20 protein-coding genes, 1 tRNA gene and 2 pseudogenes are annotated in these 26532 nt (G+C 68.8%); 13 read left to right on the forward strand and 10 right to left on the reverse strand.

The window, feature by feature from the left end; genetic code table 11:
• Positions 1-123: 123 nt before the first annotated feature.
• The 4 genes from ACVJ6E_RS17890 to ACVJ6E_RS17905 all read left to right on the forward strand — a co-directional run bounded on the left by ACVJ6E_RS17890 (position 124) and on the right by ACVJ6E_RS17905 (position 5783).
• Entirely contained in the window at positions 124-1530 is a 1407-nt protein-coding gene (locus tag ACVJ6E_RS17890) for an RsmB/NOP family class I SAM-dependent RNA methyltransferase (protein WP_491676497.1), read from the forward strand.
• A gap of 155 nt (positions 1531-1685) precedes the next feature.
• Entirely contained in the window at positions 1686-3443 is a 1758-nt protein-coding gene (locus ACVJ6E_RS17895) for a heparinase II/III family protein (protein WP_491676498.1), read from the forward strand.
• Between the two features lie 126 nt (positions 3444-3569).
• Entirely contained in the window at positions 3570-5186 is a 1617-nt protein-coding gene (purH, locus tag ACVJ6E_RS17900) for a bifunctional phosphoribosylaminoimidazolecarboxamide formyltransferase/IMP cyclohydrolase (protein ID WP_120270125.1), read from the forward strand.
• 186 nt (positions 5187-5372) lie between these two features.
• The gene (locus tag ACVJ6E_RS17905; protein WP_120270126.1) at positions 5373-5783 is read left to right on the forward strand and encodes a YkvA family protein; all 411 of its coding nucleotides are present in this window, start codon (positions 5373-5375) and stop codon (positions 5781-5783) included.
• Here ACVJ6E_RS17905 and ACVJ6E_RS17910 read toward each other — a convergent pair whose 3' ends face one another.
• The 4 genes from ACVJ6E_RS17910 to ACVJ6E_RS17925 all read right to left on the reverse strand — a co-directional run bounded on the left by ACVJ6E_RS17910 (position 5784) and on the right by ACVJ6E_RS17925 (position 9942).
• Positions 5784-6446, reverse strand: coding sequence for a DNA glycosylase family protein (locus ACVJ6E_RS17910; RefSeq protein WP_120270127.1), 663 nt, complete (start codon positions 6444-6446; stop codon positions 5784-5786). It abuts the gene before it with no gap.
• A 39-nt stretch (positions 6447-6485) separates the two neighbouring features.
• Positions 6486-7313, reverse strand: coding sequence for a MipA/OmpV family protein (locus ACVJ6E_RS17915; protein ID WP_120270128.1), 828 nt, complete (start codon positions 7311-7313; stop codon positions 6486-6488).
• 168 nt (positions 7314-7481) lie between these two features.
• Positions 7482-8492, reverse strand: coding sequence for a methyltransferase (locus ACVJ6E_RS17920; protein ID WP_120270129.1), 1011 nt, complete (start codon positions 8490-8492; stop codon positions 7482-7484).
• A 214-nt stretch (positions 8493-8706) separates the two neighbouring features.
• Positions 8707-9942 (reverse strand): urate hydroxylase PuuD, encoded by a 1236-nt coding sequence (locus ACVJ6E_RS17925; RefSeq protein WP_120270130.1) that lies wholly within the window; start codon positions 9940-9942, stop codon positions 8707-8709.
• A gap of 207 nt (positions 9943-10149) precedes the next feature.
• Between ACVJ6E_RS17925 and ACVJ6E_RS17930 the strand changes: the two are divergent.
• From ACVJ6E_RS17930 to alc, 3 genes and pseudogenes are all read left to right on the forward strand, one after another.
• A pseudogene (locus ACVJ6E_RS17930) lies at positions 10150-11071 on the forward strand (LysR family transcriptional regulator).
• A 412-nt stretch (positions 11072-11483) separates the two neighbouring features.
• Positions 11484-12014, forward strand: a pseudogene (gene uraD, locus ACVJ6E_RS17935) (2-oxo-4-hydroxy-4-carboxy-5-ureidoimidazoline decarboxylase); the annotation flags it as partial.
• A 62-nt stretch (positions 12015-12076) separates the two neighbouring features.
• Positions 12077-13090: an allantoicase gene (gene alc, locus ACVJ6E_RS17940; RefSeq protein WP_120270132.1), complete on the forward strand. Its 1014-nt coding sequence runs from the start codon at positions 12077-12079 to the stop codon at positions 13088-13090.
• A gap of 934 nt (positions 13091-14024) precedes the next feature.
• On the opposite strand, the gene asnB is transcribed toward alc, so the two are convergent.
• The 3 genes from asnB to ACVJ6E_RS17955 are packed head-to-tail and all read right to left on the reverse strand — an operon-like array spanning position 14025 to position 17331.
• Complete coding sequence (asnB, locus tag ACVJ6E_RS17945; protein WP_120270133.1) at positions 14025-15980, reverse strand: asparagine synthase (glutamine-hydrolyzing); 1956 nt, start codon at positions 15978-15980, stop codon at positions 14025-14027.
• Between the two features lie 57 nt (positions 15981-16037).
• Positions 16038-16793 carry a glutamine amidotransferase gene (locus tag ACVJ6E_RS17950; RefSeq protein ID WP_120270134.1) on the reverse strand — a complete coding sequence of 252 codons (756 nt, stop codon included), beginning with the start codon at positions 16791-16793 and terminating at the stop codon, positions 16038-16040.
• Positions 16794-16842: 49 nt separating this feature from the next.
• On the reverse strand, positions 16843-17331 hold the full coding sequence (locus tag ACVJ6E_RS17955) for a tellurite resistance TerB family protein (protein WP_120270236.1): 489 nt from the start codon (positions 17329-17331) through the stop codon (positions 16843-16845).
• Positions 17332-17503: 172 nt separating this feature from the next.
• On the opposite strand from ACVJ6E_RS17955, the gene ACVJ6E_RS17960 reads away from it, so the two are divergent.
• Complete coding sequence (locus tag ACVJ6E_RS17960) at positions 17504-20533, forward strand: AsmA family protein (protein ID WP_120270135.1); 3030 nt, start codon at positions 17504-17506, stop codon at positions 20531-20533.
• A 51-nt stretch (positions 20534-20584) separates the two neighbouring features.
• Here the strand turns inward: ACVJ6E_RS17960 and ACVJ6E_RS17965 are convergent, their stop codons facing one another.
• Positions 20585-22156: a CHAD domain-containing protein gene (locus tag ACVJ6E_RS17965; RefSeq protein ID WP_158592736.1), complete on the reverse strand. Its 1572-nt coding sequence runs from the start codon at positions 22154-22156 to the stop codon at positions 20585-20587.
• 190 nt (positions 22157-22346) lie between these two features.
• Between ACVJ6E_RS17965 and ACVJ6E_RS17970 the strand changes: the two genes are divergently transcribed.
• Both ACVJ6E_RS17970 and ACVJ6E_RS17975 read left to right on the forward strand, forming a co-directional pair.
• Positions 22347-22886 (forward strand): hypothetical protein, encoded by a 540-nt coding sequence (locus ACVJ6E_RS17970; protein WP_158592737.1) that lies wholly within the window; start codon positions 22347-22349, stop codon positions 22884-22886.
• Positions 22887-23028: 142 nt separating this feature from the next.
• Complete coding sequence (locus tag ACVJ6E_RS17975; RefSeq protein ID WP_120270138.1) at positions 23029-24084, forward strand: cytochrome-c peroxidase; 1056 nt, start codon at positions 23029-23031, stop codon at positions 24082-24084.
• A gap of 42 nt (positions 24085-24126) precedes the next feature.
• On the opposite strand, the gene ACVJ6E_RS17980 is transcribed toward ACVJ6E_RS17975, so the two are convergent.
• On the reverse strand, positions 24127-24834 hold the full coding sequence (locus ACVJ6E_RS17980) for a class II aldolase/adducin family protein (RefSeq protein ID WP_120270139.1): 708 nt from the start codon (positions 24832-24834) through the stop codon (positions 24127-24129).
• 88 nt (positions 24835-24922) lie between these two features.
• A tRNA-Leu gene (locus tag ACVJ6E_RS17985) sits at positions 24923-25009 on the reverse strand.
• A 139-nt stretch (positions 25010-25148) separates the two neighbouring features.
• On the opposite strand from ACVJ6E_RS17985, the gene ACVJ6E_RS17990 reads away from it, so the two are divergent.
• From ACVJ6E_RS17990 to ACVJ6E_RS18000, 3 genes are read left to right on the forward strand one after another with little or no spacing between them, the layout of a single operon-like run.
• Entirely contained in the window at positions 25149-25727 is a 579-nt protein-coding gene (locus ACVJ6E_RS17990) for a YqaA family protein (RefSeq protein ID WP_120270140.1), read from the forward strand.
• 16 nt (positions 25728-25743) lie between these two features.
• A complete protein-coding gene (locus tag ACVJ6E_RS17995; RefSeq protein WP_120270141.1) occupies positions 25744-26268 on the forward strand; it encodes a disulfide bond formation protein B in 525 nt (174 codons plus the stop codon).
• Positions 26265-26516 carry a hypothetical protein gene (locus tag ACVJ6E_RS18000; RefSeq protein ID WP_120270237.1) on the forward strand — a complete coding sequence of 84 codons (252 nt, stop codon included), beginning with the start codon at positions 26265-26267 and terminating at the stop codon, positions 26514-26516. The genes ACVJ6E_RS17995 and ACVJ6E_RS18000 overlap by 4 nt, the downstream gene beginning before the upstream one ends.
• Positions 26517-26532: the final 16 nt, after the last annotated feature.

The raw sequence follows: 26532 nt of genomic DNA on the forward strand, positions 1-26532 counted from the left end.
CCGGCCCATGTGCTTTAGGGGTTGTGATCGCCTGCCGTTTGCGGGCATACCGCCTCTCCTTCTTTTGATGCGGCGGTGCCGTGCGCTTCGCGCGCTACCCGCCCCGTGAGGCGATCCGAGCCGGTGAGCGACAAGACCGACAACCGCAAGCAGAGCTCCCGACCCCGCAAGGGGCAGGGCGGGAGCCCTGTGCGCACCCGCTACCAGCCGGACCATTCGACGGTGGGCCTGGCAGCCCGCCGCGTCGCGGTGGAAATCCTCGGGCGGGTCGTGACCGGTCGCCGGCCGCTCGACGACGAGCTCAAGGAGAGCGGCGGCCATCCCGGTTTTTCCGCGCTGATCGCCCGCGACCGGGCCCTGGTGCGGGCGATGCTCGGCACGGCGCTGCGCCGGCGCGGACAGATCTCCGCCATTGTGGACAGGCTGCTCGAGCGCCCGGTGCCGGAAAAGACCGGCTTCGTTCTCGACATCCTGCATGTCGCGGCCGCGCAAGTGCTGTTCATGGAAGTGCCGGACCGGGCTGCGGTGGCCATCGCCGTGGCGCTGGCGGGTGCCGACAACCGCTCGCGGCGCTACAAGGGCCTGGTCAACGCGGTGCTGCGGCGAATGGTGGCCGAGCGCGAGGACCTGCTCGCTGCCACCGCGCAGCCCTGGCGCAACACGCCGGTCTGGCTCTTCGCCGGCTGGCAGAAGGCCTATGGCGAGGACACGGCGCTCGCCCTTGCCGGCATGCACCTGCTGGAGCCCAATCTCGATCTCACCGTCAAGGATGACCCGCAAGGCTGGGCCGAACGGCTCGGCGGCACGGCCATCGGCGGCAATACGGTGCGGCTCGCCCGTCCGGGCGGGCGCATCGAGGCGCTGGAGGGGTATGACGCCGGCGCCTGGTGGGTCCAGGACGCGGCCGCCGCGATCCCGGCGCGGCTGCTCGGCGATGTCGCGGGCTTGCAGGTTGCGGACCTGTGCGCGGCGCCCGGCGGCAAGACCGCGCAGCTGGCCGCGGCCGGCGGCCACGTCACCGCCATCGACATTTCCGCCCGCCGCCTGGAGCGGCTCTCGCAGAACCTTGCAAGGCTGAGCCTGAGCGCCGAGGTGGTGGCCGCCGATCTTGCCGACTACGAGCCCGCCGCACCGTTCGACGCCATCCTGCTGGATGCGCCGTGCTCGGCGACCGGCACGATCCGACGCCATCCGGAGGTCGCCTGGAACCGGCGGGCCGAGGACGTGGCGAGCCTTGCCGCCACGCAGGCGCTGCTGCTGGAGCGGGTGAGCGGATGGCTCAAGCCCGGTGGGCGTCTCGTCTATTGCACCTGCTCGCTGGAGCCGGCGGAAGGAGAGCTTGTCGTCGCGCGGTTCCTCGCCGCCAATCCCCAGTTCGCGCGCCTGCCGATCACGGAAGCGGAGACGGGCTTTGCGGGTCTGGTGACGGGCGAGGGCGATCTGCGGACCCTGCCGGTGTCGTTGCCGCGCGAACCCAGCCAGAACGGCGGCATGGACGGCTTCTTCGCCGCCCGCCTCGTTCGTCGCTGATCCTCCCCCTCAAGACACCTTGCATGCGCTGTGAATCCCTCGAATCGTGCTGAAATCGGTAACGGATCGCTAACCCTGTTGCCGGAAACTGAAATGTGCAGGCGAAGCGGATTCGCGAAAGGGCTCGGCACGACGGCAGCGCGGCTGGAGGGAAGGTGGCACAGGTGACGCTAATGTCGGTGACCGAACGGGCACGGGTGTGGCGTCTCCTCGCGCAGGCCGCCTGGCAGTCCCTGCTCAGATGGATGCATGGCGGGCCGCTGTTCCGCTGGCGGCTGTTCTCCAGCACGCCCGCCCGCCTGATCATCGCCCCGCAGGATCTGCGCACCGCCGACGGCACCAATGCCGCTGACATCTATGCCGGGCGCTTCCTGTTCGCCGGCCAGTTGGTCGAAACATCCGGCCAGTCCCCCTTCGAGGTTCCCGCACCTTCCGCCGACTGGGCCCGCGCTCTGCACGGCTTCGGCTGGCTGCGCCACCTCAAGGCGGCGGAGACCGTGGTGGCGCGGCAGAACGCCCGGGCGCTGGTCGACGATTGGATAAGGAGCTGCGGCTACTGGCAAGACACGGCCTGGGAGCAACAGGTGGTGGCGCGCCGGGTGTTGGCCTGGCTGTCGCAGTCGCCGTTGATCCTGGAGGGCTGCGACCGCGAGTTCTATCGCCGCTTCCTGCGCTCGCTCGCCCGGCAGGTTCGCTACCTGCGCCGCACCATGAACGAGACGCCGGACGGGGTGCCGCGCCTGCAGGCGGCCATGGCCGTTGCCGCGGCCACCGTCTCCATGTCGGGCCAGGGCCGCTTCGTGCGCCAGAGCCTGCGCCGGCTGGACCAGGAACTCGCCCGCCAGATCCTCGCCGATGGCGGCCACATCTCGCGCAATCCGGCCGCCTTGCTGGATATCCTCGTCGACCTGTTGCCGGTGCGCCAGGCGCTGACCGTGCAGGGCATGCCTGCTTCGCCGACGGTGATGCAGGCGATCGACCGGATGATGCCGATGATCCGCTTCTTCCGCCACGGCGACGGCACCTTCGCGCATTTCAACGGAATGGGCGCGACGCCGGCGGATCTGGTGGCGACGATCCTTGCCTATGACGATGCGCGCGGGGGCCCGCCGGGCAATGCCCCGCATTCGGGCTATCAACGGGTCAGCTGCGGCGACACCCTGCTGCTGATGGATACGGGGGTGCCGCCGGAGCCGGCGCTGAGCCTGACCGCCCATGCCGGGTGCCTGTCCTTCGAGATGTCGTCGCGGCGCAACCGCATCGTCGTCAATTGCGGGGTGTCCAACAGCGAGCGCGGCGCCTGGCGCTCGGTCTCGCGGGCAACGGCCGCCCATTCCACCGCGACGATCGACGACACGTCCTCCGCCCGCTTCCTGTCGGAAGCCCGTTTCGGCGGCTGGCTCGGCGCGCCGATCCTCACCGGGCCGACCAGCGTGCCGGTGGAGCGCGAGGAGGGGCCTTCCGGCACCCGCATCGTCGCCAGCCACAACGGCTATCAGGACAGTCTGCGGCTGATCCACGAGCGCGACATCACCCTGTCGCAGGACGGCAGCGTGCTGGACGGCATCGACCGGTTCCACCCGACCGCGCGCACCGGGCGCGACCACGAGTTCGCCATCCGCTTCCACCTGCATCCGGCGATCAAGGCCAACTCGATCCGCTCGGGCACCGGCATCCTGCTGGTGGCGCCGGACGGCGAGGCGTGGGAGTTCACGGCGCCGGGCTGCGAGATGGCCATCGAGGAATCGATCTATCTCTCCGACAGGTCCGGCCACCGGCGCTGCGAGCAGATCGTGCTGTACGGCCGGCTCGTCCATCGCCGCGAGGCGGCCTGGCAGTTCTGCCGTACTGCCGCCGGGCGGGCGACGCGGCGGCGCGTTTCCGACGCGAGCAGCGGCGAACTCGACCTTTAGGGCGGTGTTCTGCCGCGCCCTGCGCATTTTTTACCCAATTCTTCGTCGTCGGCTTCCGGTTTTCCGCGCTTCGTGCTAGGCGCACGCAGATCACTGTCCCGCCGAAAACCCGAAGGACCCTCCGCAATGGCCGTGGTGTCGAAACGCATTCCCGTTCCCGATCTCGTTCCCGTCAGGCGCGCCCTGCTCTCCGTCTCCGACAAGACAGGCCTCATCGAGTTCGCGACCGCGCTTGCAGGGCTCGGCGTCGAGCTGGTCTCGACCGGCGGTACGCGCAAGACGCTGGCTGACGCCGGGCTGAAGGTGCTCGACATTTCGGAGGTCACCGGCTTTCCCGAGATCATGGACGGGCGCGTCAAGACGCTGCATCCGGCCGTGCATGGCGGGTTGCTCGCCATCCGCGACGATGCCGAACACGCCGCGGCGATGAAGGAGCACGGCATCACCGGCATCGACCTCGTCTGCGTCAATCTCTATCCCTTCGAGGAAACGGTCGCTTCCGGCGCCGACTTCGCGCTCGCCATCGAGAACATCGACATCGGCGGCCCGGCAATGACCCGCGCCGCGGCCAAGAACCACGCCTATGTGACGATGGTCAGCGATCCGGCCGACTATTCCGAGGTGATCGAGGCGCTCGGCGAGCACGAGGGGCAAGTGCCGCTGGCGCTGCGCAAGCGTCTGGCGCAGAAGGCCTTCGCCCGCACCGCGGCCTATGACGCGGCGGTTTCCAACTGGTTCGCCGCCGCCATCGGCGAGGACGCGCCGGCCCATGTGGCCTTCGGCGGACGTCTCGCGTCGGTCATGCGCTACGGCGAGAACCCGCATCAGAAGGCGGCGTTCTACCTGACGCCGGAGCGCCGCTTCGGCGTTGCCACCGCCCGCCAGGTGCAGGGCAAGGAGCTGTCCTACAACAACATCAACGACACCGATGCCGCGTTCGAGCTGGTCAGCGAGTTCGATCCGGGCGTGTCGCCGGCGGTCGCCATCATCAAGCACGCCAACCCCTGCGGCGTGGCGACGGGCGCGAGCCTCAAGGACGCCTATCTGAAGGCGCTGGCCTGCGATCCGGTCTCGGCCTTCGGCGGCATCGTCGCGCTCAACAGCAAGCTGGACGCGGCCGCGGCCGAGGAGATCGTCAAGATCTTCACCGAGGTGATCATCGCGCCGGAGGCCAGCGACGAGGCGCTGGCGATCGTGGCGGCGAAGAAGAACCTGCGCCTGCTGATCACCGGTGGGCTCGCCGATCCGCGCGCCGGCGCACGTATCGTCAAATCGGTTGCCGGCGGCCTGTTGGTGCAGGACCGCGACACCGGCACGGTCGAGGATCTCGACCTCAAGGTGGTGACGAAGCGCGCCCCGACCGAGCAGGAAATGGCCGACCTCAAGTTCGCCTTCCGGGTCGCCAAGCACGTCAAGTCGAACGCCATCGTCTATGTGCGCGAGGGCGCGACCGCCGGCATCGGTGCGGGCCAGATGAGCCGCATCGACAGCGCCCGCATCGCCGCGCGCAAGGCCGAGGACGCGGCGGAGGCGGCAGGTGCCGCCCGGCCGAACACCATCGGCTCGGTCGTGGCGTCCGATGCCTTCTTCCCCTTCGCAGACGGCCTTCTGGCGGCGGCTGCCGCCGGCGCCACGGCGGTGATCCAGCCGGGCGGCTCGATGCGCGATGCGGAAGTGATCGCGGCGGCCGACGAGGCCGGGCTCGCCATGGTCTTCACCGGCATGCGTCACTTCCGTCACTGACGGTTTGCAAAGGGCGCCTGCCCCAGGCCCCTTCGCCCGCCTCTTTGAAAATCCACCGCGCCCGCCCCACATAAGGGGCGGGCGCGGGCCGTTTCGGCCCAGATATGGGGTAGAAAGCGGGTCATTTCGGCCCGCCCGGGGGCTGTCCGCGGGATCTTCGCAAGGTCCGGCAAGGAGACGGCAGGCATGGCGGCAAGTTACGACGATCTCGGCATCGATCCGGAAATCCTCGGCCCCGAGAAGGGCCGCGAGGAGCGGGTCGGCGCGCGCCTCTTCAAGGTGGCGCGCAAGGCGGCGCGGCAGATCCCCTTCATGGAGGATGTGATCGCCGCCTATTATTGCGCCGTCGATCCGGCAACGCCCGTGCGCGTGCGCGGTACGATCTTCGCCGGCCTTGCCTATTTCGTCATGCCCTTCGACATCATTCCCGACGCCATTCTCGGCATCGGTTTCACGGACGATGCCAGTATCCTGCTCGGCGTGCTGGCCCTGATCGGCAGCCATATGCGCGAGGAGCACCGGGAGGCGGCGCGCGCCGCGCTGGGCAAGACAGAGGCCGCCGACGACGGCAGGGCGGGCAAGCCCGGTTCGGTTTGATCAGACCGGGAGGCCGGTCCCGCGCCCGGTGAGGCGGCGATAATGCGCCCATAGAAGCCGCGCCGCGACACCGCGCCAGGGCGACCAGCGCCGGGCCAGCCGTTCCGCCTCGCGCGGGCTCGGCCGCACATCCAGCGCAAGGGCGTCGCGCAGGGCTTCCTGCAGGGCGACATCGCCCGCGGGAAACACATCCGGGTGCCCGGCGCAGAACAGCAGAAATACATCCGCCGTCCATGGGCCGATGCCGCGCAAGGAGACGAGGCGGGTGCGGGCGTCCTCCGCCGGCAGGCGCGTCAGGTCCGCAAGGTCGAGGCCGTCGTCGACGGCCTGCGCCACCGCCCGGAAAGCGGCGATCTTGGCGCGCGACAGACCTGCCTGGCCGAGCTCGTCGTCGCTCAGGCGCAGGACGGTCGGCGCGTCGAAGGGGGAAATCAGCGTTTCAAGCCGACCGTAGATCGCGGCGGCGCTCGCCAGAGACACCTGCTGTGCGGTGACGATGCGGGCAAGCTCGGCAAAGGTCGCGGGATGGCGGCGCAGCGGCAGGGGATCGCCGGCCGCGGCAAGGCGGCCGAGATCGGGCGCAATGGCCAGAAGTTGACCGAGACCGGCGGCGAGGTCCTCCTCGTCGTCGATCCGCACGGGAATGCGCTGCTCGCCTGTCATGTCGATGCCGCCGGCCTGTCCTTGCGACCGGGGCAGGGATCAGAACAGATCGAAGGAGAAGCGGTAGGTGACGCCGGTGCCGATGGTGAAATTGTTCTGGTTGCCACGGCGGACGATCGGGCTGTTGCGAGCATCGCCCACATAGTGGTCCCAGCCGGCCTGCAGGTGCAGTGCGGTCTGGTCCGTGACCGCATAGCTGGCGCGCCCCGACAGGCCGACCGACTTGAAGCCGCCGCTGGCCTTGTAGGCGGTCAGGTTGCCCAGCGAGGCGGCCGCCTCGGCGGGGGTGACGCCGAAATAGGTGCTCATGTAGTCGCCGCTGGCGAAGTCGGCACGCGGGCCGAAGGCGATTTCCAGCCGTTCCATCGGGTTCAGGATGATGTCGGCACCGATCTGGCCGACCTGACCCGTGTGGCCGTTGATGCCCTGGCGCAGCTCGACGAAGGCGCTGAACCAGTCGTAGCGGAAGCCGGCGCCGAGGCCGAGTTCCAGCGCCCAGTCGACCTTGTTGGTACCGGTCAGCTTGGCGCTGTCGGAGGCCTTGCGCTCGCCCACGAAGTTGAACGAGGGGAAGAAGAAGACGCCGCGGGTGGTCTTCTCGCCGTCACTGACCTGGCCGAGGCCCGGCACGTAGAACCGGCCGACCGAGATGATCGGCAGCGGCGAGACCATCATCTTGTCCGCGCCTTCGTATTTCGGCGAGACAAGCGCGCCGACGCCGAGGTCGATGACGTACTGCCGGGAGGGCAGGGGCATGTCCTGCGGCGCTGCCATGCCGTCCTGGGCAAGGGCTGCCGGAGCAGCGAGGCTCGCACCGGCCACAAGGGCGGTGGCGGTGAGGGCGGAAAGGAAGGTGTTCTTGCGCATGACGGTCCAGCCGGCTCCGGAAATCGGTCTGTATCTAGTCTTCTATACTCCGGTTTAACTGACGGATCCGTTACCGCGAAGCGATTTCGCGGCAATGTGACCGGCTTGCGCCACCCTGTTGCAGGCTTGCATCGCCCTTGGGGTGGCGCCGGAGCTGAGCGGGTCAGGTCAGGGGCGCCGCCCCAGTGCCAGCTTGGTCATGCCGGGGATGAGCGGCTCGACCGAGACATCGGTGAAGCCGGCGGCGGCAAGGCGCTTGGCCAGCCAGTCGTCGGCGATCGAGCGGGCTTCGGGCGTGAAGGCGGTGTGCTGCAACTGCCACAGGGCGGTGTTGCGCGGGCCCTTGCGGTCGGCATCGACGACGAAGTCGTGGATCATCAGCTGGCCGCCCGGCGCCAGATGCGCGAAGGCACGGGCGAACAGATCCTCATGAGCATGATCCGGCACGCCGGACAGGAGATAGGACATCAGCACCGCGTCCTGTCCCGTCGGCCAGTCGGCGTCCAGTGCGTTTCCGCGCCGATAGGTGATGCGCTCTGAAAGGCCCGCGCGGGCGACGAAGCCTTCGCCGATATCCGCGACATTGGGAAACTCGACGAGCGTTGCGGACAATTGCGGGAAGGCCTTGCACAGGGTGATGGCAAAGGCGCCGGTGCCTCCGCCGATATCGAGCAGGCTGCGCGCCGCCGAAAGGTCGACCCGCTTGGCAAGGCCGCGCGCCGGGCCGAGCGAGCCGGCATGCTGGCTCTCGGAATACAGGCGGGCTTCCTCCGGGTCGGAGAACCAGTCGTCATAGGAGGCGGTTGCCTCCTCCGGCAGTTCGCCGGCCAGTGCGGGCTCGATCTGGTCCATCAACGGGTACATCTGCTGGCCGACCTGAAGGCGCAGGTAGTCGCCGAAGTCGTAGCGGGCGCCCTTGACCAGGAACCGCTCGGCGGCGGGGGAATTGGCGTAGCGCCCGTCCCGGATCTCGGTCAGTCCGAGCGAGGTGAGGGCGGTCATCAGGGTGCGGCAGCGTTCTCGCGGCAGGCCGATCCTGGGGGCGAGATCGTCGGCGGAGGCCGGGCCTTCGTCCAGCTCGGTGAAGACCCCGAAGTGGAGCGCGGCGAACAGCGCCTTCGATCCCATGTAGCCGAAGGCGATGTCCGAGATTTCCTCGGCCTCTGTCAGAACCGTCATCGTGCTGTCGTCCCTCCCGTCAGGTTCGGGACCCGCGCATCGCGATATTCCGTATGAAAAATACGTCGGTGCGCCGAAGAACGTCGATGACGTTTCGGCCAGAGCGGATCCCTGTTGATGATGGGATCTTCTTAATACGAAACGGGCCGGCAATCCACCGGGCGGGGACAGATTGCTCGTCTTTCGGGCAAGTGCACAGCCGGCAGGCGGCCGGTCAGCGGGTGGCGCTGCGATACCAGGCGGCGAGAACGGCGCGCTCGTCCGGCTCGATATAGGTCACGTTGGCCGGCGGCATGGCGTGGGTGATGCCGGCCTGCAGGTAGATCTCGCGGGCGTGCTCGGCGATCTCCGCGTCGCTTTCCAGCCGCACGCCCTTGGGCGCCGCCGCCATTCCCTCCCACAGCGGCTCGGCCGCATGGCACATCGAGCAACGCGTCAGCACCGTGTCGCGGGCCGCCTCGAAATGCTCGTCATTGACGAAGCGGGCGATCTGCGGCGGCAGCCGGCGATAGCTCTGCGCGGTTTCGCTCGCTTCCTCGCCGGGACGCAGGGTCGACAGCCACACGACGGCGAGGAAGAGAGCGGCGGTGACGAACCAGGTCCACCACGGCGCATCCTTGCGGGCGTGGGTGCTGTTGAAGAAGTGCCGGATCGTGACGCCCATCAGGAAAACCAGCGAGGCGATCGCCCAATTGTACTGCGTCGCGAAGGCCAGGGGATAATGATTGGACAGCATCAAAAAGACGACGGGGAGAGTGAGGTAATTGTTGTGCAGCGAGCGCTGCTTGGCCTGGGCCCCGAGCGAAGGGTCCGGCGTCTTCCCGGCCAGAAGTGCGGCGACCACCTTCTTCTGGTTGGGGATGATGATCATGAAGACGTTGGCCGACATGATGGTCGCGGTGAAGGCGCCCAGATGGAGGAAGGCGGCGCGGCCCGTGAAGACCTGGGTGTAGCCCCAGGCCATGGCGACCAGCACCACGTAGAGCAGCAGCATCAGCCCGGTGGTGCTGCGCCCCAGCGGCGAGCGGCACAGGAGGTCGTAGACGATCCAGCCGAAGGCGATGGAAGCGATGGACAGCGCAATGGCGCCCAGCCGCGACAGCTCCATGACGGACGGGTCGATCATGTAGAGATCGGCGCCGGCATAGTAGACGACGCACATCAGCGCGAAGCCCGAAAGCCAGGTGGCGTAGCTCTCCCACTTGAACCAGGTCAGGTGCTCGGGAAGGGTGGCGGGTGCCACCAGATACTTGCGGATATGGTAGAAGCCGCCGCCATGGACCTGCCATTCCTCGCCATGGGCGCCGGCGGGCAGGTCGGGCGCCTTGCGCAAGCCCAGATCGAGGGCGATGAAGTAGAAGGACGAGCCGATCCAGGCGATGGCCGTCACCACATGCAGCCAGCGCAAGGCGAAGGCCAGCCAGTCCCAGGCGATAGCCACTTCCATCACTCTCTCCCTCCTTGGGGCACTCAAGGTGCGGCGGACGCCCGACGGGTCCGCGCCCGCCCGGCGCAAAGTCCAATCACGAAACGTGCCAACCGTCCGCGGGCCGCGCTGCCGGATTTCGCGCGAGATTGACAGATCCGTCATTTGCAAAAAAGTCGCGAGGCGCTTCGATCACTATCAAGAATTTCTTGAAAATGATAAGAGCCGTCCATGTCCTACGTGAACAATCTCCGGGTTTTCGTGCGGGCTGTCGACCTCGGTTCGATGTCGGCGGCGGCGCGCGACCAGCGGGTCTCGCCGGCGGTGGTCTCCAGCCGCATCGGCGATGCTGGAAAAGCACCTGGGCGTGCGCCTGTTCAACCGCACGACGCGCAAGCTGACGCCGACCGAGCACGGGTCGATCTTCTACAAGGGCGCGGTGAAGATCCTTGATGCCATCGAGGAGGCGGAGGCGGCGGTGGCCGATGTCGCCCGCCATCCGCGCGGCTCGATCTTCGTGGCCGCCCCGCTCGGCCTCGGGCGGCGGCTGGTGGCGCCGCTGATCCCGGCGTTCAAGGCGGAATATCCGGATATCGACGTGCGGCTGCGCCTGTCCGACCGCAAGGTCGACGTGCTGGGCGAGGGGCTGGATATCGCCTTCGTGCTGGGTCAGCCGGCCGATTCGGCCCTGAAGATGCGCCCCGTCGTCGACTGCGCGCGGGTGCTGTGCGCCGCGCCCGAATATCTGGCCGCCCACGGCACGCCGGAGAGCGGCGAGGAGCTGGTGCGCGGCCGCCATTCCTGCCTGCTGCTGCGCTTTCCCGGCACCAGCGAATTCAACTGGACGCTCAAGGAGCCGGGCGGGCCGGAGCGGTACGAGGTGTCGGGGCCGTTCGAATCGGACGACGGCGACGTGCTGACCGACTGGGCGCTTTCCGGCTGCGGCATCGTCAACAAGCCGCTGTTCGAGGTGGCGCATCACCTGCGGGCCGGGCGGTTGGTCGAGGTCTGCCGGGCGACGCCGCCGCTGCCCGTGCAACTCGCCTGCCTTTACCCGCACAAGCGCTACCAGGACCCGAAGATCCGCCTGTTCATCGACTTCGTGACCGCGCGCTGCAAGGCGGCGGTCGATGCCGCCCTTGCCGGAAACTGAGGAGGGGACTGAGGGGGGATTGGCTGCATGCCGGGTCGGGGGCGGTGCGGGCACAAATCCGCTGCGCGGGCCGCTGTTCTGCCGGGAAGAGGGTAAAGCGGGGCAGAATCTATCCCCGTTCGCCCCGGAAAGAACCGGAATCCGGTTGAAAATCATGCGGAGATCGGCGGATTTTGCGCGAACTTGACGAGGATTTTGCGAGATTTCGAGAAAGCTGCGCAAAATCCGTCGCAAATCCCGATCACCTTCGCGCAAACGGGGACAAGCGCAGGGCGCTTCTGGGAGCGTTTCGCGCAGGTCCGCAAGCCGGTGCGGAACGGACATCTCTTTCAAGAAAAATTTGAAAGAGAGGGTCATTGTTTTGCATTACCAATAGACGAACCCCTTCGGAGACCCATCCGTGACCGCAAGCGAGCATTCCGATCCGTCTTCCGCGACGCGTCCCTCAGTGATGGACCACACCGCCTTTCTTGCCCGGTTCGGCGGGGTCTTCGAACATTCGCCGTGGATCGCCGAGCGGGCCTTGGCGAAAGGGCTCGGACCCGATGCCGACACGGCGGAGGGGCTGCATGCGCGGCTGGTTGCGGAGTTCCGCGCGGCGAGCGAGGACGAGCGGCTCGGCGTGTTGCGGGCGCATCCCGATCTTGCCGGCAAGCTGGCGGCGGCCAAGCGCCTGACGGCGGAGTCCGCCGGCGAGCAGGCCTCCGCCGGGCTCGACGCGCTAACCGATGAGGAGCGCGCCCGCTTCACCGCTCTCAACGAGACCTATACCTCCCGCTTCGGCTTTCCCTTCATCCTGGCGGTGAAGGGCCGCAGCAAGGCCGAGATCCTGGAGAATTTCGAGGCCCGTATCGCCAACGACCGGCGGGCCGAGTTTTCGACCGCCTGCGCCCAGGTGGAGCGGATCGCCCTTTTGCGCCTGAAGGACCTTGTTGCCGGCTGAGCCCGGTTTCTGTCGCCCTTTTCGGCGCGCTGTTTGTGTGCCTTAGCCTGAAGGATCCTGTCATGACGTCTCATCAGCCGGACAGCCGTCCGGATTTCGCCCGCAAGGACATCAACCTCGCCTCCGCCGGCCTCGGTGCCGCAGCGGTGTCGGTCACCGACGACTTCTTCGCCGAGGTCTCGCGGATGCTCGCGGACGATGCGGCGGTATTCTATCCGGATCGCTACGACGACAACGGCAAGTGGATGGACGGCTGGGAATCGCGCCGCCGCCGGGGGCCGGGCCACGACATTGCGGTGGTGCGCCTGGCCGTGCGCGGCCGCATCACCGGCTTCGACGTCGACACCTCGCATTTCACCGGAAACTACCCGCCGGCCTGCCGCATCGAGGCAGCTGCCTGTGCCGGCGATCCGGACGCTGCGACCGAGTGGACCGAGCTGCTGCCGATGTCGCCGCTGGGGCCGAGCGCCCATCACTATTTCGCTTGTCTCGATGCCGGCGTGTGGACCCATGTGCGGCTGCACATCCATCCCGATGGCGGCGTTGCGCGCCTTCGCGTCTATGGCCGCCCGGAGCTCGACCGGCAGGCGACGGGATCGGCGGAGCTGGACCTTGCCTCGGCGCTGAACGGGGCGCGCATCGTCGCCTTCTCCGACGCGCATTACGGCGCCTATCACCGGATGCTGGCGCCGGGGCGCGGGCTCAACATGGGCGATGGGTGGGAGACCCGCCGGCGCCGCGAGCCGGGGCACGACTGGATCATCGTCGAGCTGGGCGCGCGCGGTATCATCGAGTGGGCCAGCGTCGACACGGCCTTCTACAAGGGCAATTTCCCGGAAAGCTGCTCGATGCAGGCAGCCGATCTTGCCGGCATGACCGGCGATCTCGACCGGGCCATCGTCACGTCGTCGATGTTCTGGGAGGAACTGGTCGGGCGCACGAAACTTTCCGCCGACGCGATCCACGACATCGGCAAGGAGGCTGTGAAGCCGCTCGGCCCGGTCACCCATGTGCGCCTCAACATCCATCCCGACGGCGGCGTCAGCCGGCTGCGGCTGTTCGGCCGCCTCGCCTGAGGGGGCTAGGACGGGCGAGGGGCACTCGCGGCAGCGCCGAGGCTCGGTCTGAGCCGTTCGGGGCTACTGGATCCCGGTCTTCGGCTGTGCCGAAACCGGGATGACAGGCTGAGCATTGGCGCGCGTCGGCGTGCCCTCGCTGCCGCTCTGGAAACGAATGGCCCCCGGGTCGCGCTTGCGCTTGCCCGGGGTGACGATTGAGGGGATGCGAGGTCGTGCCTCCTCCCCGGAGGTCATCCCGGACGAGGCCGAAGGCCGAAGATCCGGGAACCATTGGTGCCCTCAGCGGGCGCGAGGTGGAAGGCGCTGACCCTACTCTCGCCTGTCATACCTGCGAAGGCAGGTATCCAGTATCCGCCGGGCTGGATGTTTGCGCGAGAGCAGCAGCCACCGGCGGTCCGGCGGCAACGCCGGGGCCTCACGCGAACCGCTCGGGGCTACTGGATCCCGGTCTTCGGCTGTGCCGAAACCGGGATGACAGGCTGAGCATTGGCGCGTCGGCGTGCCCTCGCTGCCGCTCTGGGAATGAATGGGCCCCGGGTCGCGGCTGCGCCTTGCCCGGGGTGACGGCAGAGGGGATGCGAGGTCGTGCCTCCTCCACGGAGGTCATCCCGGACGCGCGCACGCGCGAACCGGGAACCATTGGTGCCCTCAGCAGGTGTCTGTCGCTCCACCCTCTCCGTGCGTCATCCCGGACGAGGCCGAAGGCCGACGATCCGGGACCGGGGAGGCACGGTGGTGGTGTCGGTCGGGAGCGTTGCCGAAAGGCCCTCGGCTCGCCGGTCCCGGGTCGCGCTGCGCTTGCCCGGGATGACGAACCGCGAGGGTCGTGCGAGGACGGGCGAGCGAGACTCGCGGCAGCGCCGGGCCTCACGCGAGCCGTTCGGGACGACAGCGGAGTGCGTGTTTCCCGCCGGCGTGTTGTCGCGCTCCTTCAGCGCGTGTGGCGCGAGAGGGTGAGCTGCACCACGAACATCGCCCAGACCATGTTGGCGCGGCGGCGGTCGCCGGCCAGGAAGTCGTCCCAGAACAGGCGCACAAGCTCCTCGTCCAGCAGGCCGAGGCGGGCGATCTGCGCGGATGAGAACATGTCCTCGGCGAGCGGGCGCAGCGGGCCCTTGAGCCAGTCGGCGCAGGGAATGCCGAAGCCGCGCTTGGGCCGGTCCCACAGGGAGGCGGGGACGTAGCGGTCGAGCACCTGCTTGACCACGCCCTTGCGCTGGCCGCCCATCAGCCGCACCCGGTCGGGCAGGGCGAGGGCAAAGCGCACGACGGCCGGATCGAGGAAGGGCACGCGGGTTTCCAGCGCATGCGCCATGGCGGCGCGGTCGACCTTCACCAGGATGTCGTCGGGCAGGTAGTGGACGAGGTCGAGCAGGCTCGCCTGTTCCAGCACGCTCCAGCCGGTTTCCTTCGCCACCGTATCGGCGAGCGGATGGGTCTCGCGCGCACTGCCCGGCACCAGCCGGTGGGCGGTGTCCATCAGCGTGAACTTGCGCTCATAGGCGGCGACCGCCGAGCGGGCGGTGAGGCTGGCGAGCTTCTCCTCCAGCCGCAGGCGCAGGCCGGCCGGGCTCTTGCGCCCGATCCGCGACAGGCCGAGCCGCTCGGCCGGGGCGACGATGCCGGCAAGCTGGGCCGAGACATAGGCGCGGCGGGCGGCGCGGCCGATGCGCGCGGACAAGGTGCCCTGCCATTGCCGGTCGATGGAATGATACCGTCCGTAGCCGGCAAACAATTCGTCGGCAGCATCGCCCGACAGGCTGACGGTGACGCGCGTGCGGGCGAAGCGGGCGACCATGTAGGTCGGCAGCTGCGACTGGTCGGTGAAGGGCTCGTCGTAGACGTCCGGCATCTCGTCGACCAGGTCGCGCGCCTCCTCGCCGGAGAGGAAGATCTCGTTGTGGCGGGTGCCGAGGTGACCCGCGACGGCGCGGGCGAACTCCGCCTCGTTGGTCGCCTTGTCGTGGAAGCCGAGGGAGAAGGTCTCGATCGGCACGGCGCTCAGCGACTGCATCATCGCGGCGATGGTGGAGGAATCGATGCCGCCCGACAGGAAGGCGCCGAGCGGCACGTCGGAGATCATCTGCCGGGCGACGGAGCCGCGCAGCAGCTCGTCGAGTTGGTCGACGGCCTCCTGGTCGCTGCCCGTAAAGCGGTTGCGGCGGGCGATGCGGGCCTCTTCCAGCGTGTCCCACCAGGGGGTGACGCGCCAGGTCTCGGGGGTGAGCGCGCCCTCGTCGATCTCGACGATGGTGCCCGGTGCGATCTTCACCGCCTGGGTGAAGGCGGTGCGCGGGGCGGGGATGTAGCCGTGGCGCAGGCACAGGGCGATGGCCTGGCGGTCGATCTCGCCGGTCCATGCGGGGTGGGTGCGCAGCGCCTTGATCTCGGAGGCGAAGGCGATCTCGCCGCCGAACAGGCCGACATGCAGAGGCTTTTCGCCGAAACGGTCGCGGGCGAGCGACAGCACCCGGCGCTCCCGGTCCCACAGGGCGATGGCGAACATGCCGGCGGTGCGCGTCAGGGTCTCGGCCATGCCCCAGGCGCGGATGCCGGCGAGGAGCACCTCGGTGTCGGAATGGCCGCGCCATTCGGGGGCAAGGCCGGCCTCCTCCAGCTCGCGGCGCAACTCGAGGTAATTGTAGATCTCGCCATTGTAGGAGACGACGTAGCGCCCGCAGGGCGAATGCATCGGCTGCACGCCGGCGGGGCTGAGGTCGATGATCGCAAGGCGGCGATGGACGAGGCCGATGCCGGCCTCGACGTCGCGCCAGATGTCGCCGGCGTCGGGACCGCGATGGCGGATCGCCTCGCCCATGGCGGCAAGCGCGGAAGGCTCGAGGGCGGGCGAGCCGAGAGGGGCATAGATGCCGGCAATTCCGCACATCGGAAGGCGCTCCAGCGAGAAACGCGAAAGGGTCGCGAGAAGGGGACGGCTTGCGCGCTACTCGGCTGCCACCGCAGCGGCGGAGGCGGCAAGGTCGGCGCGGCCGATCCAGCGGTCGAGGAACGCGTCGAGCCAGGCCTTCACCGCCGGGTCGAAGGCGAAGCGTCCGGCGAAATGGTCGCGCCGGTCGCGGGCGCCGGGCAGCTCCATGCGCGGGGCGCCGCGCGTCGTCCAGCGGACCATCATCTGGTAGGTCAGCTCGGGATGGAACTGGATGCCATAGGCGCAGGGGCCGACGCGGATCGCCTGGTTGGGATAGGTCTCGCCGGTGGCCAGCAGCTCGGCGCCGCGCGGCAGGTCGAAGCCCTCGCGGTGCCACTGATAGACCTTGCCGGGCCATTTCGGCATCAGCTCGCGGCCGACATCGGTCGGCGCAAGGTCGTAATAGCCGATCTCGACCAGACCGTCGTCATGGCCGTAGACGCGCGCGCCGAGATTGCGCGCCAGCATCTGCGCGCCGAGGCAGATGCCGAGGAACGGCTTTTCCTCGCGCAGCGGCACGTCGAGCCAGTCGGTCTCGCGGGCAATGAAGGCATCGGTGTCGTTGGCGCTCATCGGGCCGCCGAACACGACCACGCCGGCATGGTGTTCCAGCGTCTCGGGCAGCAACTCGCCGAAGCGCGGCCGGCGGATGTCGAGGGCAAAGCCCCGGCGCACCAGTTCCTGCCCGACGCGGCCGGGCGTCGAGGTTTCCTGATGCAGGACGATGAGAACCTTGGGCCTGTCGGCGAGCTCTTTTGGATCCAGGATCATGGCACCAGATTATATTGCAAGGCGATACGACGTCGAGAGGCTGCTACGGTCAGGCATCGTCCGCGGGATCGGCGGGGCCGGTCGACGCCTCGCCGGCGACCTTGCGGCGCAGGGCCAGCCGGTCGCGCGAGGAAATGCCGAGCAGCTCGGCGACGCGCCAGATCGTGTTGTCCTCGAATTCGTGAACGGTGCCGTCCGCATAGACGAGCTCCCACATCATCTCGATGACCTTGAGCCGCTCTTCCAGCTCCAGGCTGCGCTTGAGCACCGAGGTGAAGCCGTAGAGATCGACCGCCTCGTTGTCGCGGCGCGTCGCCTCGCGGATCAGGTCCTCGGTCATCTCGGGCGTCAGCTTGTAATTGGCCCGCAGGACCTCGGTCAGCGCCGCCCGTTCCACGTCGTCGACCACGCCGTCGACGGAAATGATGTGCACGAGCAAGGCCGCCGCCGCGAGGCGGTGGTCGTCCTCGGCGAAGGTCAGTTCGCCGCTCTCGCCCGTGACCGCGGTGCGCAAGAACCGCTTCAACGCTGAAAACATATCCCCTCCGGTGCCGTCCGCAACCGCGGCAGCATCCGCAATCCGGGCGCGCTTGTCTATGCTGCTGTGCGGAAAGAACATGTGGCCGGGTATCGCAAAGACCCGTCCCGCGCCATCCTGTCGACAAGCTTTGGCGTAGACTGGCGCTGATTCGTCCTTCTGGAGACACGGTTTGAAACGCGCACTCGCGGGCCTTGCCAGCCTGCTCTTCCTCCTCATGGCGGCTGCCTTCGTGGTGCCGCTGCTCCTGCCGAAGGACGCGATCCGCGCCGAGCTGATCAGTCAGATCGAGGAGCGGACCGGCTGGCGGCTGCGCCTGGACGGGCCGGTCGGGCTGTCGCTGCTGCCCGGATTCCGGATGAGCGCGGAAAATGTCGGCGTCTCGGCCGGCGAGGCGGGCGAGATCCTGCGCGCCGAAACCGTGGATTTCGGCCTTGCCTGGAGCGGGCTGTTCGGCGGCGACATCCGCCTGACGCATCTGCGGCTCGACGCGCCGGTGGTCAGCGTGGAAATCGACGAGAACGGCCGACCCAACTGGACCGCCGGCCTGTCGACAGGCGCGGCCGTGGCAACCAACGACAGCACGGATGTGGCGGCAGCCGGCTTCCCGGCCGACCGCTGGAGCGCGGCGACGCAGGCGATCGCCGACAGCAACGGCGAGGCTCCGGTCCAGCCTGCGGCCGAAGCGGGCGACCAGGCGCGGGTGCCGGCGGAAAGCACCGACACCGGCGCCACGGCGGCGAGCGTTGCCGCTGACGGCATGGCGCTGGCGCGCATCGGCGTCGACCGGCTGGAAATCACCAATGGCCGCCTGATCTATTCCGACCGCCGCGACGGCACGCGCCACGAGGCGGACAATGTCAATGTGGTGCTCAGCCTGCCCTCGCTTTCCGGGGCGCTGGCGCTGGACGGCGGGCTCGGATATCGCGGCATCGCGGTGACGCTGGCCGGCACGGTGGACGCGCCGATGCGCCTTGCCGGCGGCGGCAGCTCGGCGGTCGACCTGACGCTGGGCGGCGCCGGGGCGAGCGCCAAGATCTCCGGCGAACTGGCGCCGCAGCAGGCAAGCCGCCTGCGCATCGCCGTGGAAGGCGAGGAACTGGGCGCGACGTTGGCGGCGCTGGGCAGCAGCCTGCCGCGCGAGCCGGGCCCCTTCCGGGTGACGGGCGATGTGACGGCAGGCGAGCGCGCGGTGGAAATCCACGGACTGGAAGCGCAGCTGGCCGGAGCGAGCCTGCGCTCCAGCGCCACGGTGGCGCTGGCGGGCGAGCCGCAGGTGACGGGCCAGCTCGAACTGGCCGATGCGCGGCTGGAAACGCTGCTGTCGCTGGCCGGGCGCAGCGAGGAGGCGCAGGGAACGCTGGGCGGCTCGCTGCGCTTTTCGGCGCGCGGCGCGGATGCGGCGACCCTGATGGGATCGCTCGACGCCTCGGGCCGCCTGTCGCTGGCCGGCGGCGGGATTTCCGGCCTGCCGGTGCCTTCGCCCATCGGCGACGACGCGTCGGCGCGGCGGATCGAGGATCTGGCGGTCGCCATCGACTTTGCGGGGCTGGATGCCCCCGTCTCGGTGAGCGGCGGATTGAAATGGCGCGGCGATTCCTTCCGCATCAAGGGTTCGGCGACGCCGGCGCTGGCGATGGCCGGCATGCCGACGCCCTTGCGGCTGAGGGTTGCCGGCTCTCGGGTCGAGGTCGGCTATGACGGCAGCGTGTCGCCGGCCGGCGCGGTCGACGGTGCCGTCGTGCTGGAAACGCAGAACCTGCGGGCGCTGGCGAGCTGGCTCGGCGTGCCGCTGGCCGAGGGCGGCGGGCTCGGACCCTTCTCCTTCTCCGGCCGGCTGGCGGCGGGCGAGGACGCGGTGCGCTTCACCGGGGCGGAAATCCGCCTCGACGACACGACCGGACGCGGCGAGGGCGAATTGCGCCTTGGCGCAAGGCCCAAGGTGACGGCGCGGCTGGAGCTCGACCGGCTGGGCCTCGATCCTTACGTGGTGGAGACCGACCGGGCCAATGACGGACGCAGCGAGGCGCGCGTGCCGGGGGCGGAACGCGGCTCGTGGAGCCGGGTGCCGATCGATCTCACGGGCCTGCGCGCCGTCGATGCGCAGCTGTCGCTGTCGGCCAAGCAGATCGTGCGCGACAAGCTGGAGATCGGGCCGAGCCGGCTGGAGCTGACGCTGGAAGGCGGGCGGCTGTCGGCGGAACTGGCCGAAATGTCGCTCTATGGCGGGCAGGGCAACGGCCTCCTGGTGCTCGACGGCTCGCAGCAGGTGCCCGAACTTGCCGGCCGTTTCTCGCTCACCGATCTCAGCGCCCGGCCGTTCCTGGCCGCGGTCGCCGGCTTCGAGTGGATCGAGGGCCGGGTGACGACGGCGCTGGACGTCAAGGCGCATGGCGTGAGCCAGTACGAACTGATCTCCGGTCTCGACGGCACGGCCCGCTTCGACTTCGCCGACGGCGCGATCCGCGGCCTCAACATTCCGCGCATGGTACGCGGGCTGACAGTCGACACGCTGCTGGGCTGGGCCTCGAACGAGGCGCAGAAGACGGACTTTTCGGCGCTGGGCGCGAGCTTCACCATCACGCGCGGCATCGCCGCGACCGAGGACCTGGCCCTGATCGGCCCGTTGGTGCGCATGAGCGGCACCGGCCGGATCGACATGCCGGAACGGATGCTCGACTGGCGGCTGGAGCCCCGGGTGGTGGCGAGCCTGGAGGGCAGCGCGCCGGTGCCGCTGGCCAAGGGCGAGGCGCGCGAGCTGGAAGGGCTCGGCGTGCCGGTGATCGTGCGCGGGTCCTGGGACCGGCCGCAGATCTATCCTGACATCAAGGGCATCCTGGAGAACCCGCAGGCAGCGCTGAAGCAGCTGGAAAATCTCGGCGGCGGACTGTTCAAGTCGCTGCAGCAGGCGCGCAACCCGCAGGAGACGCTGACGGGCGTCGCCAACGAGGCGATCAACCGGGCGACCGGCGGCAACACCAATATCGACGTGCAGAAGGTGCTCGACGGCGAGGTCGACGACAAGGAAGTGCTTGAGGCGGTGGAGCAGGGCTTCGGCCTGCCGTCCGGCTTCCTTGGCTCGTTCGGCATCGGCCGCCGCCAGCAGCAGGACGCAGCTCCCCAGCAGGAGCAGGAAGAGCAGTTGCCGCTGGACGAGGCCCCGCAGGGAGAGACGCCGCAGCAGGGCGCGCCGATCCAGTAAATCCCGGTTTCTCGCGGCGCCTGGCGCCGCGGGTAATCCGTTCGGGCGGGATCAGCCGCGCCAGAAGCGGCGGGCGCGTTTCGTCTCGTCCCACAGGGTGCGGGCGTTTTCGAAGGCATGGGCGGCGCGCGCCTCGTGCCAGCCGAGCACGAAGCCGGCGGCAAGGGTAGTCTCCACCGGTGGCTTGGCGTCGACGGCGGCGATCATGCCGGCAAGCTTGCCGGCCATCACCACATCATTGAGATAGCCGAAGACGTCCTGCAGCGCCTTGAGGCGGGCCAGGAACGGCTTGGCCTTGCGCGCGGAAAAGGCCGAGCGGAAGAACTCCACCGCATAGCGCAGCTTCTTCAGCTCCTTGCGCAGGTCGTGGCGCTCCTCAAGCGTCAGTTCGTCCATGCGCACGGCCAGCCGGGCGGCGGACTTCCATCGTTTCTCCAGCGCCTCGACCGCGAAGGCGCCGACGGTCGTGGCCGCCGCCGAGGGTCCGTCGCCGTCGTTGCGCCAGCCGGTGCCATAGGCGAGCGCGCCCAGGCGGAACAGCAGTTCGTTGACGGCGGGGCCCGAAAGCTGCTCGCGCAGCGCGCGGCGCGCGGCAAGGCGCGCGGTCTCGACGTTGCGGGCAAGCCCGTCGTCGTCTAGCAGGGCCGTGTCCGGCCCGAGCCTGGCGACCGCCATCGCCGGCTCGACGATCTCCTCCACCAGCACATCGAGGTCGCGCAGTTCGCCGGCGGCCAGCGCAAGATCGCGGGCTGCGGCATCCAGATCCCTGCGCGTGTCGGGATCGAGCAGCGGGTGGTGCACCTTCAGTGCGCTGCGCAGCCGGCGCAGGCCGACCCGCAGCTGGTGCGGGCCTTCGGGATCGTCGCTGTCGAGCACGGCATCGCGGTTGCCGGCGATCTGGTCCATGCAGGAGAGGAGAATGGCGCGAAAGGCCGGGCCCATGGCCATGTCGGCTGCAAGGCTGGCCTCGGTGGCATTGACCGGTCCGGCCTCGTGCCTCTCGTCGGCGGCGAGCGCGTAGCCGCGGCCGGCCTTGCTGAGGCGCGAGAAGCGGGCGCAGGCCAGGGCGGGAAGACGGCCGGCCAGCACGAAGAGGGCGGCGGGGTCGCCGGACTTCAGCTCGAGCTCTGCCTCGAACAGCGGCTGCCGCCGCTCGCCGGCGACGATCTCGCCGGCATCGAGCGCCATCTCGATGGTGCTGCCGTCGCTTTCGCGGGTGAAGATGCGGATGGTGCGGCGCATCGCGGTCTCGAAGATCGGCTCCAGCGGCTGGCCGTCGATCAGCTGCCACAGACCTTCGCGCATCAACGGCTCGAGGATCAGGGTAAGGTCCGGCGCGGGGCCGGCAACCTCCACCTCCGCCTCGCGAGGGCGCGACATGCCGCCGGTGACGCCGGTGCCGGCCTTGACCGTCTGCACCCATTTGCGCCCGATGCGGCGAACCCGCAGCGACCATTTCGCCTTGCGCAGGGCCCGGTCCGGCGTGTCGAAATAGATCGAGCGCAAGGCGCGCGTCACGGCGGGCTCCACAGCGAAGCCGTCCGGCGCCGGTGCCCCTTTCAGCTTCTGCTGGCCGGCTTTCGCCAGCTCGAGCTTCAGCTCGACTTCCCGTTTCGCGCCCATCGTCTTGCCCGCTGCAGTGTTCCGGCGGCTGCCGGTGTGCGACAGCCCTAGCCGGTTTCCCGGGATCTGTCCAGAAAGGCGCGCTGAGTGCGTCTTGGTTTGCCGGCTCAGTCCTTCATGCAAGCTTGAGGCGAGCCGGGTTCTGGTGTCTGGTTGGGGGCAGGACCGGCTGGCCCGAAAGGAGGCGGCGATGGCGGTGCTCGAGTTCGAAAAGACGCGCTGGTTTCGCATCACGGCGGTGGCGACGGCAGTGGTGCTGGCGGCAATCGCGACGGCGCTGGTCATCGACAACCAGCGCCGGCAGGCAGCCTTGACCCACGTGCGGATCGCCGGCGGCGGCTTCCTGTTCTATTACCGGCTCGGCGAGGTCCGCGCCGGCATCACGGTCATCTTGCAGAAGCCGACGCCCTCGCAATCGCGGCTGGTGGCGCGGTTCGAGAACCCGGCGGGCGGTGTACCGGTGGAGGTGGAGACGCGCCTGCGCCATGGCGAGCAGCGCTACGGGCTGGAGACGCCGCCGCTGACCGGCGTCGTCAAGGGCAGGCCCTATGCGGTTGAGCTGCGGCTCTACGATTATGGCGGGCGCGAGCCGATGGAAGTGCAGCACACGACCATCACCAGCGAACTGGATCAGGACGTCTCGCCGACCGGGCCGCTGACGGTGGGGCCCGGCTATCACCGCCCGGTTCAGGGGCCGCCGGAGGGCCTGTCGGGGGACGCGCCCCGCTGATCGTGACTTTCCGTAAGGGGATGTACGAAGTGTCGCAGTTTCCGCTTGATTCATGTCAAACGGGAGCCCGGCGACCGTGGCCTAGGGTTGTGGTGGCGCAGGACGGGTGCCGCCAGCTAACCGACCACGAGAAAGGCCAGCCATGTCCCGCTACACTTCCGTCCTGTTGGCATGTTCCACCGCCCTTGCCGCCCTGAGCGGGCCGGTCATGGCGAACGAGCTGCGCGATGCCGCGCTCGAGATGTTCAAGCCCTTGCCCTCGACCGTGCCGGCGGTGAGGGACAATCCGATCACGCCGGAAAAGATCGTCCTGGGAAAGGCGCTGTTCTTCGACCCGCGCCTGTCGGCATCGGGCGTCTTCTCCTGCAATTCCTGCCACAACCTGGCGACCGGCGGCGACGATAACCTGGAAACCTCCATCGGCCACGGCTGGCAGAAGGGGCCACGCAATGCCCCGACCGTGCTGAACGCGGTGTTCAACGAGGCCCAGTTCTGGGACGGCCGTGCCGAGGACCTGAAGGAGCAGGCGAAGGGGCCGGTGCAGGCGGGCGTCGAGATGGCCAACACGCCCGAGCAGGTGGTGGCGACGCTGGTCTCGATGCCGGACTATGTGGCGTGGTTCAAGAACGCCTTCCCGGATGAGGGGGAGCCGGTCACCTTCGACAACATGGCCAAGGCGATCGAGGCCTTCGAGGCGACGCTGATCACCCCCGCGCCGTTCGACGCCTTCCTCAACGGCGACGACGCGGCGCTGACCGAGGTGCAGCAGGCGGGCCTGCAGCTGTTCATGGACAAGGGCTGCGCGGCTTGCCACAACGGCGTCAATGTCGGCGGCACCGGCTACTACCCCTTCGGCGTGGTGCAGAACCCGGGTGCCGAGGTGCTGCCCGAGGGCGACAAGGGCCGCTTCCAGGTGACCAAGACCGCCGACGATTCCTATGTCTTCCGTGCTGGGCCGCTGCGCAACATCGCGCTGACCGCGCCCTATTTCCATTCCGGCAAGGTGTGGGACCTGAAGGAGGCGGTCGAGATCATGGGATCCTCGCAGCTCGGCGAGGAGCTCAACGAGGAGGAGGCGGTGGCCATCACCGCGTTCCTGGAATCGCTGACGGGCCGGATGCCCGAGATCACCTATCCGGTGCTGCCTGCGGAAACCGCAAGGACGCCGCGCCCCTCGGGCGAGGTGATTACCAAGTAAGCAAGACCGAGGCACTGACCGGGCGGTCGGGCGGGGGCGGGTTCAGCTCTCCGCCCGGCGGCGCGGGGCCGCGACGGCGGGCACCTCGCCTTCGGCCAGCTCGCCCGTCTGGCGGCCGTAGCTGGCGAAGCGGGCGATGACCTCGTCCATCTCCGTGTCGGTGAGGATCACCGGGTCGCCGGCCGTGAGGGCGATGGCATATTGCCGGCACAGGGTCTCGATCTCGCCGGCAAGCCATAGCGCCTTGGTGAGGCCGGGGCCGAAGCAGATCATCCCGTGATTGGCGAGAAGGCAGGCGCTGCGCCCCTCCAGCGCGGTCAGCATGGCGCCCGACAGCTCGCGCGTGCCGAAGGTGGCATAGTCGGCGGTGCGCAGGGTGCGCCCGCCCGCAACCGCGATCATGTAATGGAAGGGCGGGATCTCGCGGCGCAGGCACGACATGGCCGTGGCATGGGGCGAGTGGGTGTGCACGACGGCGCCGGCCTCCGGGCGGGTGGCGTAGATGTCGAAATGCATCCTCCACTCGGACGAGGGCAGCCAGTCGCCCGAATAGCTTTCGTCCATGTGGACCTGGACCACCTGCTCGGGCCGCATCGCCTCGTAGGGGATGCCGGACGGGGTGATCAGGAACCCCTCGCCATGGCGCAGGCTGACATTGCCGGAGGTGCCCTGGTTGAGGCCCGAGGCGTTCATCGTCAGGCAGGCGTCGATGACGGCGCGGCGGGCGGCAATATCCTCGGGGGAAAGCATGGCATCCTCCTCGTCCGTGTCGCCACAGCACGACAGTGCCGAAAAAGGGCTTCGCAAACGGGGCCCGCAAGGGCGCGAGACAGGAAAATGGTGCCCCCGGTCCGACTCGAACGGACACTCCGGTTAGGGAAACGGATTTTGAATCCGTCGCGTCTACCAATTCCGCCACGGGGGCCCGCGGGAAACGGCGCGATCATAGCCGCAGCGCTTGGCCCGTCAATTGAAACATGACGCCTGTCCCGTGCCGGATTGCGGTCACCGCGCCGCAGCGGAAGTCGGATGACAAGGGCCGCGCTTCCGGCTAATGAGGCGGCATGTTGCGCCGCCTCTACGATTGGACAATGTCGCTCGCCTCGGGCCGCCATGCACCGGTGGCACTGGGAGCAGTGTCCTTTGCCGAAAGCTCGTTCTTTCCGATCCCGCCGGACATCCTGCTGATCCCGATGGTGATCGCGCAGCGGGCGAAGGCGTTCGCCTATGCGACCCTTTGCACGGTGACCTCGGTGCTGGGCGGGGCGGCGGGATACGCCATCGGCGCCTTCCTGTTCCTGCAGGTGGCCGAGCCGATCCTCGCCTTCTACGGTTATCTCGACAAGTTCGAGACCTTTCGCGGCAATTTCAACGACTACGGCGCCTGGATCGTCTTCATCGCCGGCGTGACGCCCTTTCCCTACAAGGTCATCACCATCGCCAGCGGCGCGACGGGGTTGAGCCTGCCGGTGTTCATGGTGGCGAGCGTCCTGGCGCGGGGGCTGCGCTTTTTCGCGGTCGCGGGCCTGCTCTACCTGTTCGGTCCGCCGATCCGCACCTTCATCGAGAAGCGCCTTGGCCTGATGTTCACGATCTTCGTGATTGGCCTTGTCGGCGGCTTCGCGCTAATCCGCTTCCTGTGAAACCGAGGCGGCGACCATGAGCGACCCCGCAAGAACGTCCCGGCAGCTGGTGATGCTGCTGATCGCCGGAGGCCTGGCTTCGATCCTGACGGCCTGGGGCTTTCAGCTGATCGGCGGCTATGTGCCCTGCAAGCTGTGTCTCGAACAGCGCATTCCCTACTATGTCGGCCTGCCTTTGGCCCTCCTGGCGCTGCTTGTCATGCTGCGCGGAACGCCCGCGCAGGGGCGGCTGGTGGTGACCGTGCTGCTGCTCGCGGTTGCGGCGGTCTTTGCCTGGGGCGCGGGCATCGGGGCCTATCAGGCCGGCGCCGAGTGGGGCTTCTGGGCCGGGCCCGCGGATTGCGGCGGCGGCGGGGGAATGCCCGATTCGGCCGCCAACATGCTGAACGCGCTGCGCTCCACCCGCGTGGTGAGCTGCACCGAGGCGAGCTGGCGGATGTTCGGCCTGTCGTTTGCGGGCTGGAATGCGGTGATCTCGGCCGGGGTCGCCGTGCTGGCGCTTGCCGGTGCCTGGGCGTGGCGGCGCGGGAGCGCGGCGTGAGCGGCAAGGATCCGCGCGAGGAAGAGCGGCGCCGCGAGGCGCAATCGGTGCTCGACCGGGCCGAACGCGAAAGCGAGACCGTGCTGCGCACCACCTTCGAGGGCGCGCACAAACGCTCTGGTCCGCCTGCCGACGAAGACGATCCCATCGAGCAACTCGGCCGCAAGATCGGCCGCAGCGCCGGCGCGGTCTTCGCGCTGGGCCTTGTGGTCTATCTGATCTGGACCTACCTGATCTCCCCGGCATAACGACAAGGGAGAGGCG

Source organism: Stappia sp. G46H5W (assembly GCF_058448995.1).

Coding starts and splice junctions, on each gene's coding strand:
- purH (WP_120270125.1), top strand. CDS start 3,570: ATGGCCGTGGTGTCGAAACGCATTCCCGTTCCCGATCTCGTTCCCGTC.
- asnB (WP_120270133.1), bottom strand. CDS start 15,980: ATGTGCGGAATTGCCGGCATCTATGCCCCTCTCGGCTCGCCCGCCCTC.
- alc (WP_120270132.1), top strand. CDS start 12,077: ATGACGTCTCATCAGCCGGACAGCCGTCCGGATTTCGCCCGCAAGGAC.
- ACVJ6E_RS17980 (WP_120270139.1), bottom strand. CDS start 24,834: ATGCTTTCCCCCGAGGATATTGCCGCCCGCCGCGCCGTCATCGACGCC.
- ACVJ6E_RS17990 (WP_120270140.1), top strand. CDS start 25,149: ATGTTGCGCCGCCTCTACGATTGGACAATGTCGCTCGCCTCGGGCCGC.
- ACVJ6E_RS17950 (WP_120270134.1), bottom strand. CDS start 16,793: ATGATCCTGGATCCAAAAGAGCTCGCCGACAGGCCCAAGGTTCTCATC.
- ACVJ6E_RS17970 (WP_158592737.1), top strand. CDS start 22,347: ATGGCGGTGCTCGAGTTCGAAAAGACGCGCTGGTTTCGCATCACGGCG.
- ACVJ6E_RS17920 (WP_120270129.1), bottom strand. CDS start 8,492: ATGACGGTTCTGACAGAGGCCGAGGAAATCTCGGACATCGCCTTCGGC.
- ACVJ6E_RS17995 (WP_120270141.1), top strand. CDS start 25,744: ATGAGCGACCCCGCAAGAACGTCCCGGCAGCTGGTGATGCTGCTGATC.
- ACVJ6E_RS17955 (WP_120270236.1), bottom strand. CDS start 17,331: ATGTTTTCAGCGTTGAAGCGGTTCTTGCGCACCGCGGTCACGGGCGAG.
- ACVJ6E_RS17975 (WP_120270138.1), top strand. CDS start 23,029: ATGTCCCGCTACACTTCCGTCCTGTTGGCATGTTCCACCGCCCTTGCC.
- ACVJ6E_RS17915 (WP_120270128.1), bottom strand. CDS start 7,313: ATGCGCAAGAACACCTTCCTTTCCGCCCTCACCGCCACCGCCCTTGTG.
- ACVJ6E_RS17905 (WP_120270126.1), top strand. CDS start 5,373: ATGGCGGCAAGTTACGACGATCTCGGCATCGATCCGGAAATCCTCGGC.
- ACVJ6E_RS17965 (WP_158592736.1), bottom strand. CDS start 22,156: ATGGGCGCGAAACGGGAAGTCGAGCTGAAGCTCGAGCTGGCGAAAGCC.
- ACVJ6E_RS17910 (WP_120270127.1), bottom strand. CDS start 6,446: ATGACAGGCGAGCAGCGCATTCCCGTGCGGATCGACGACGAGGAGGAC.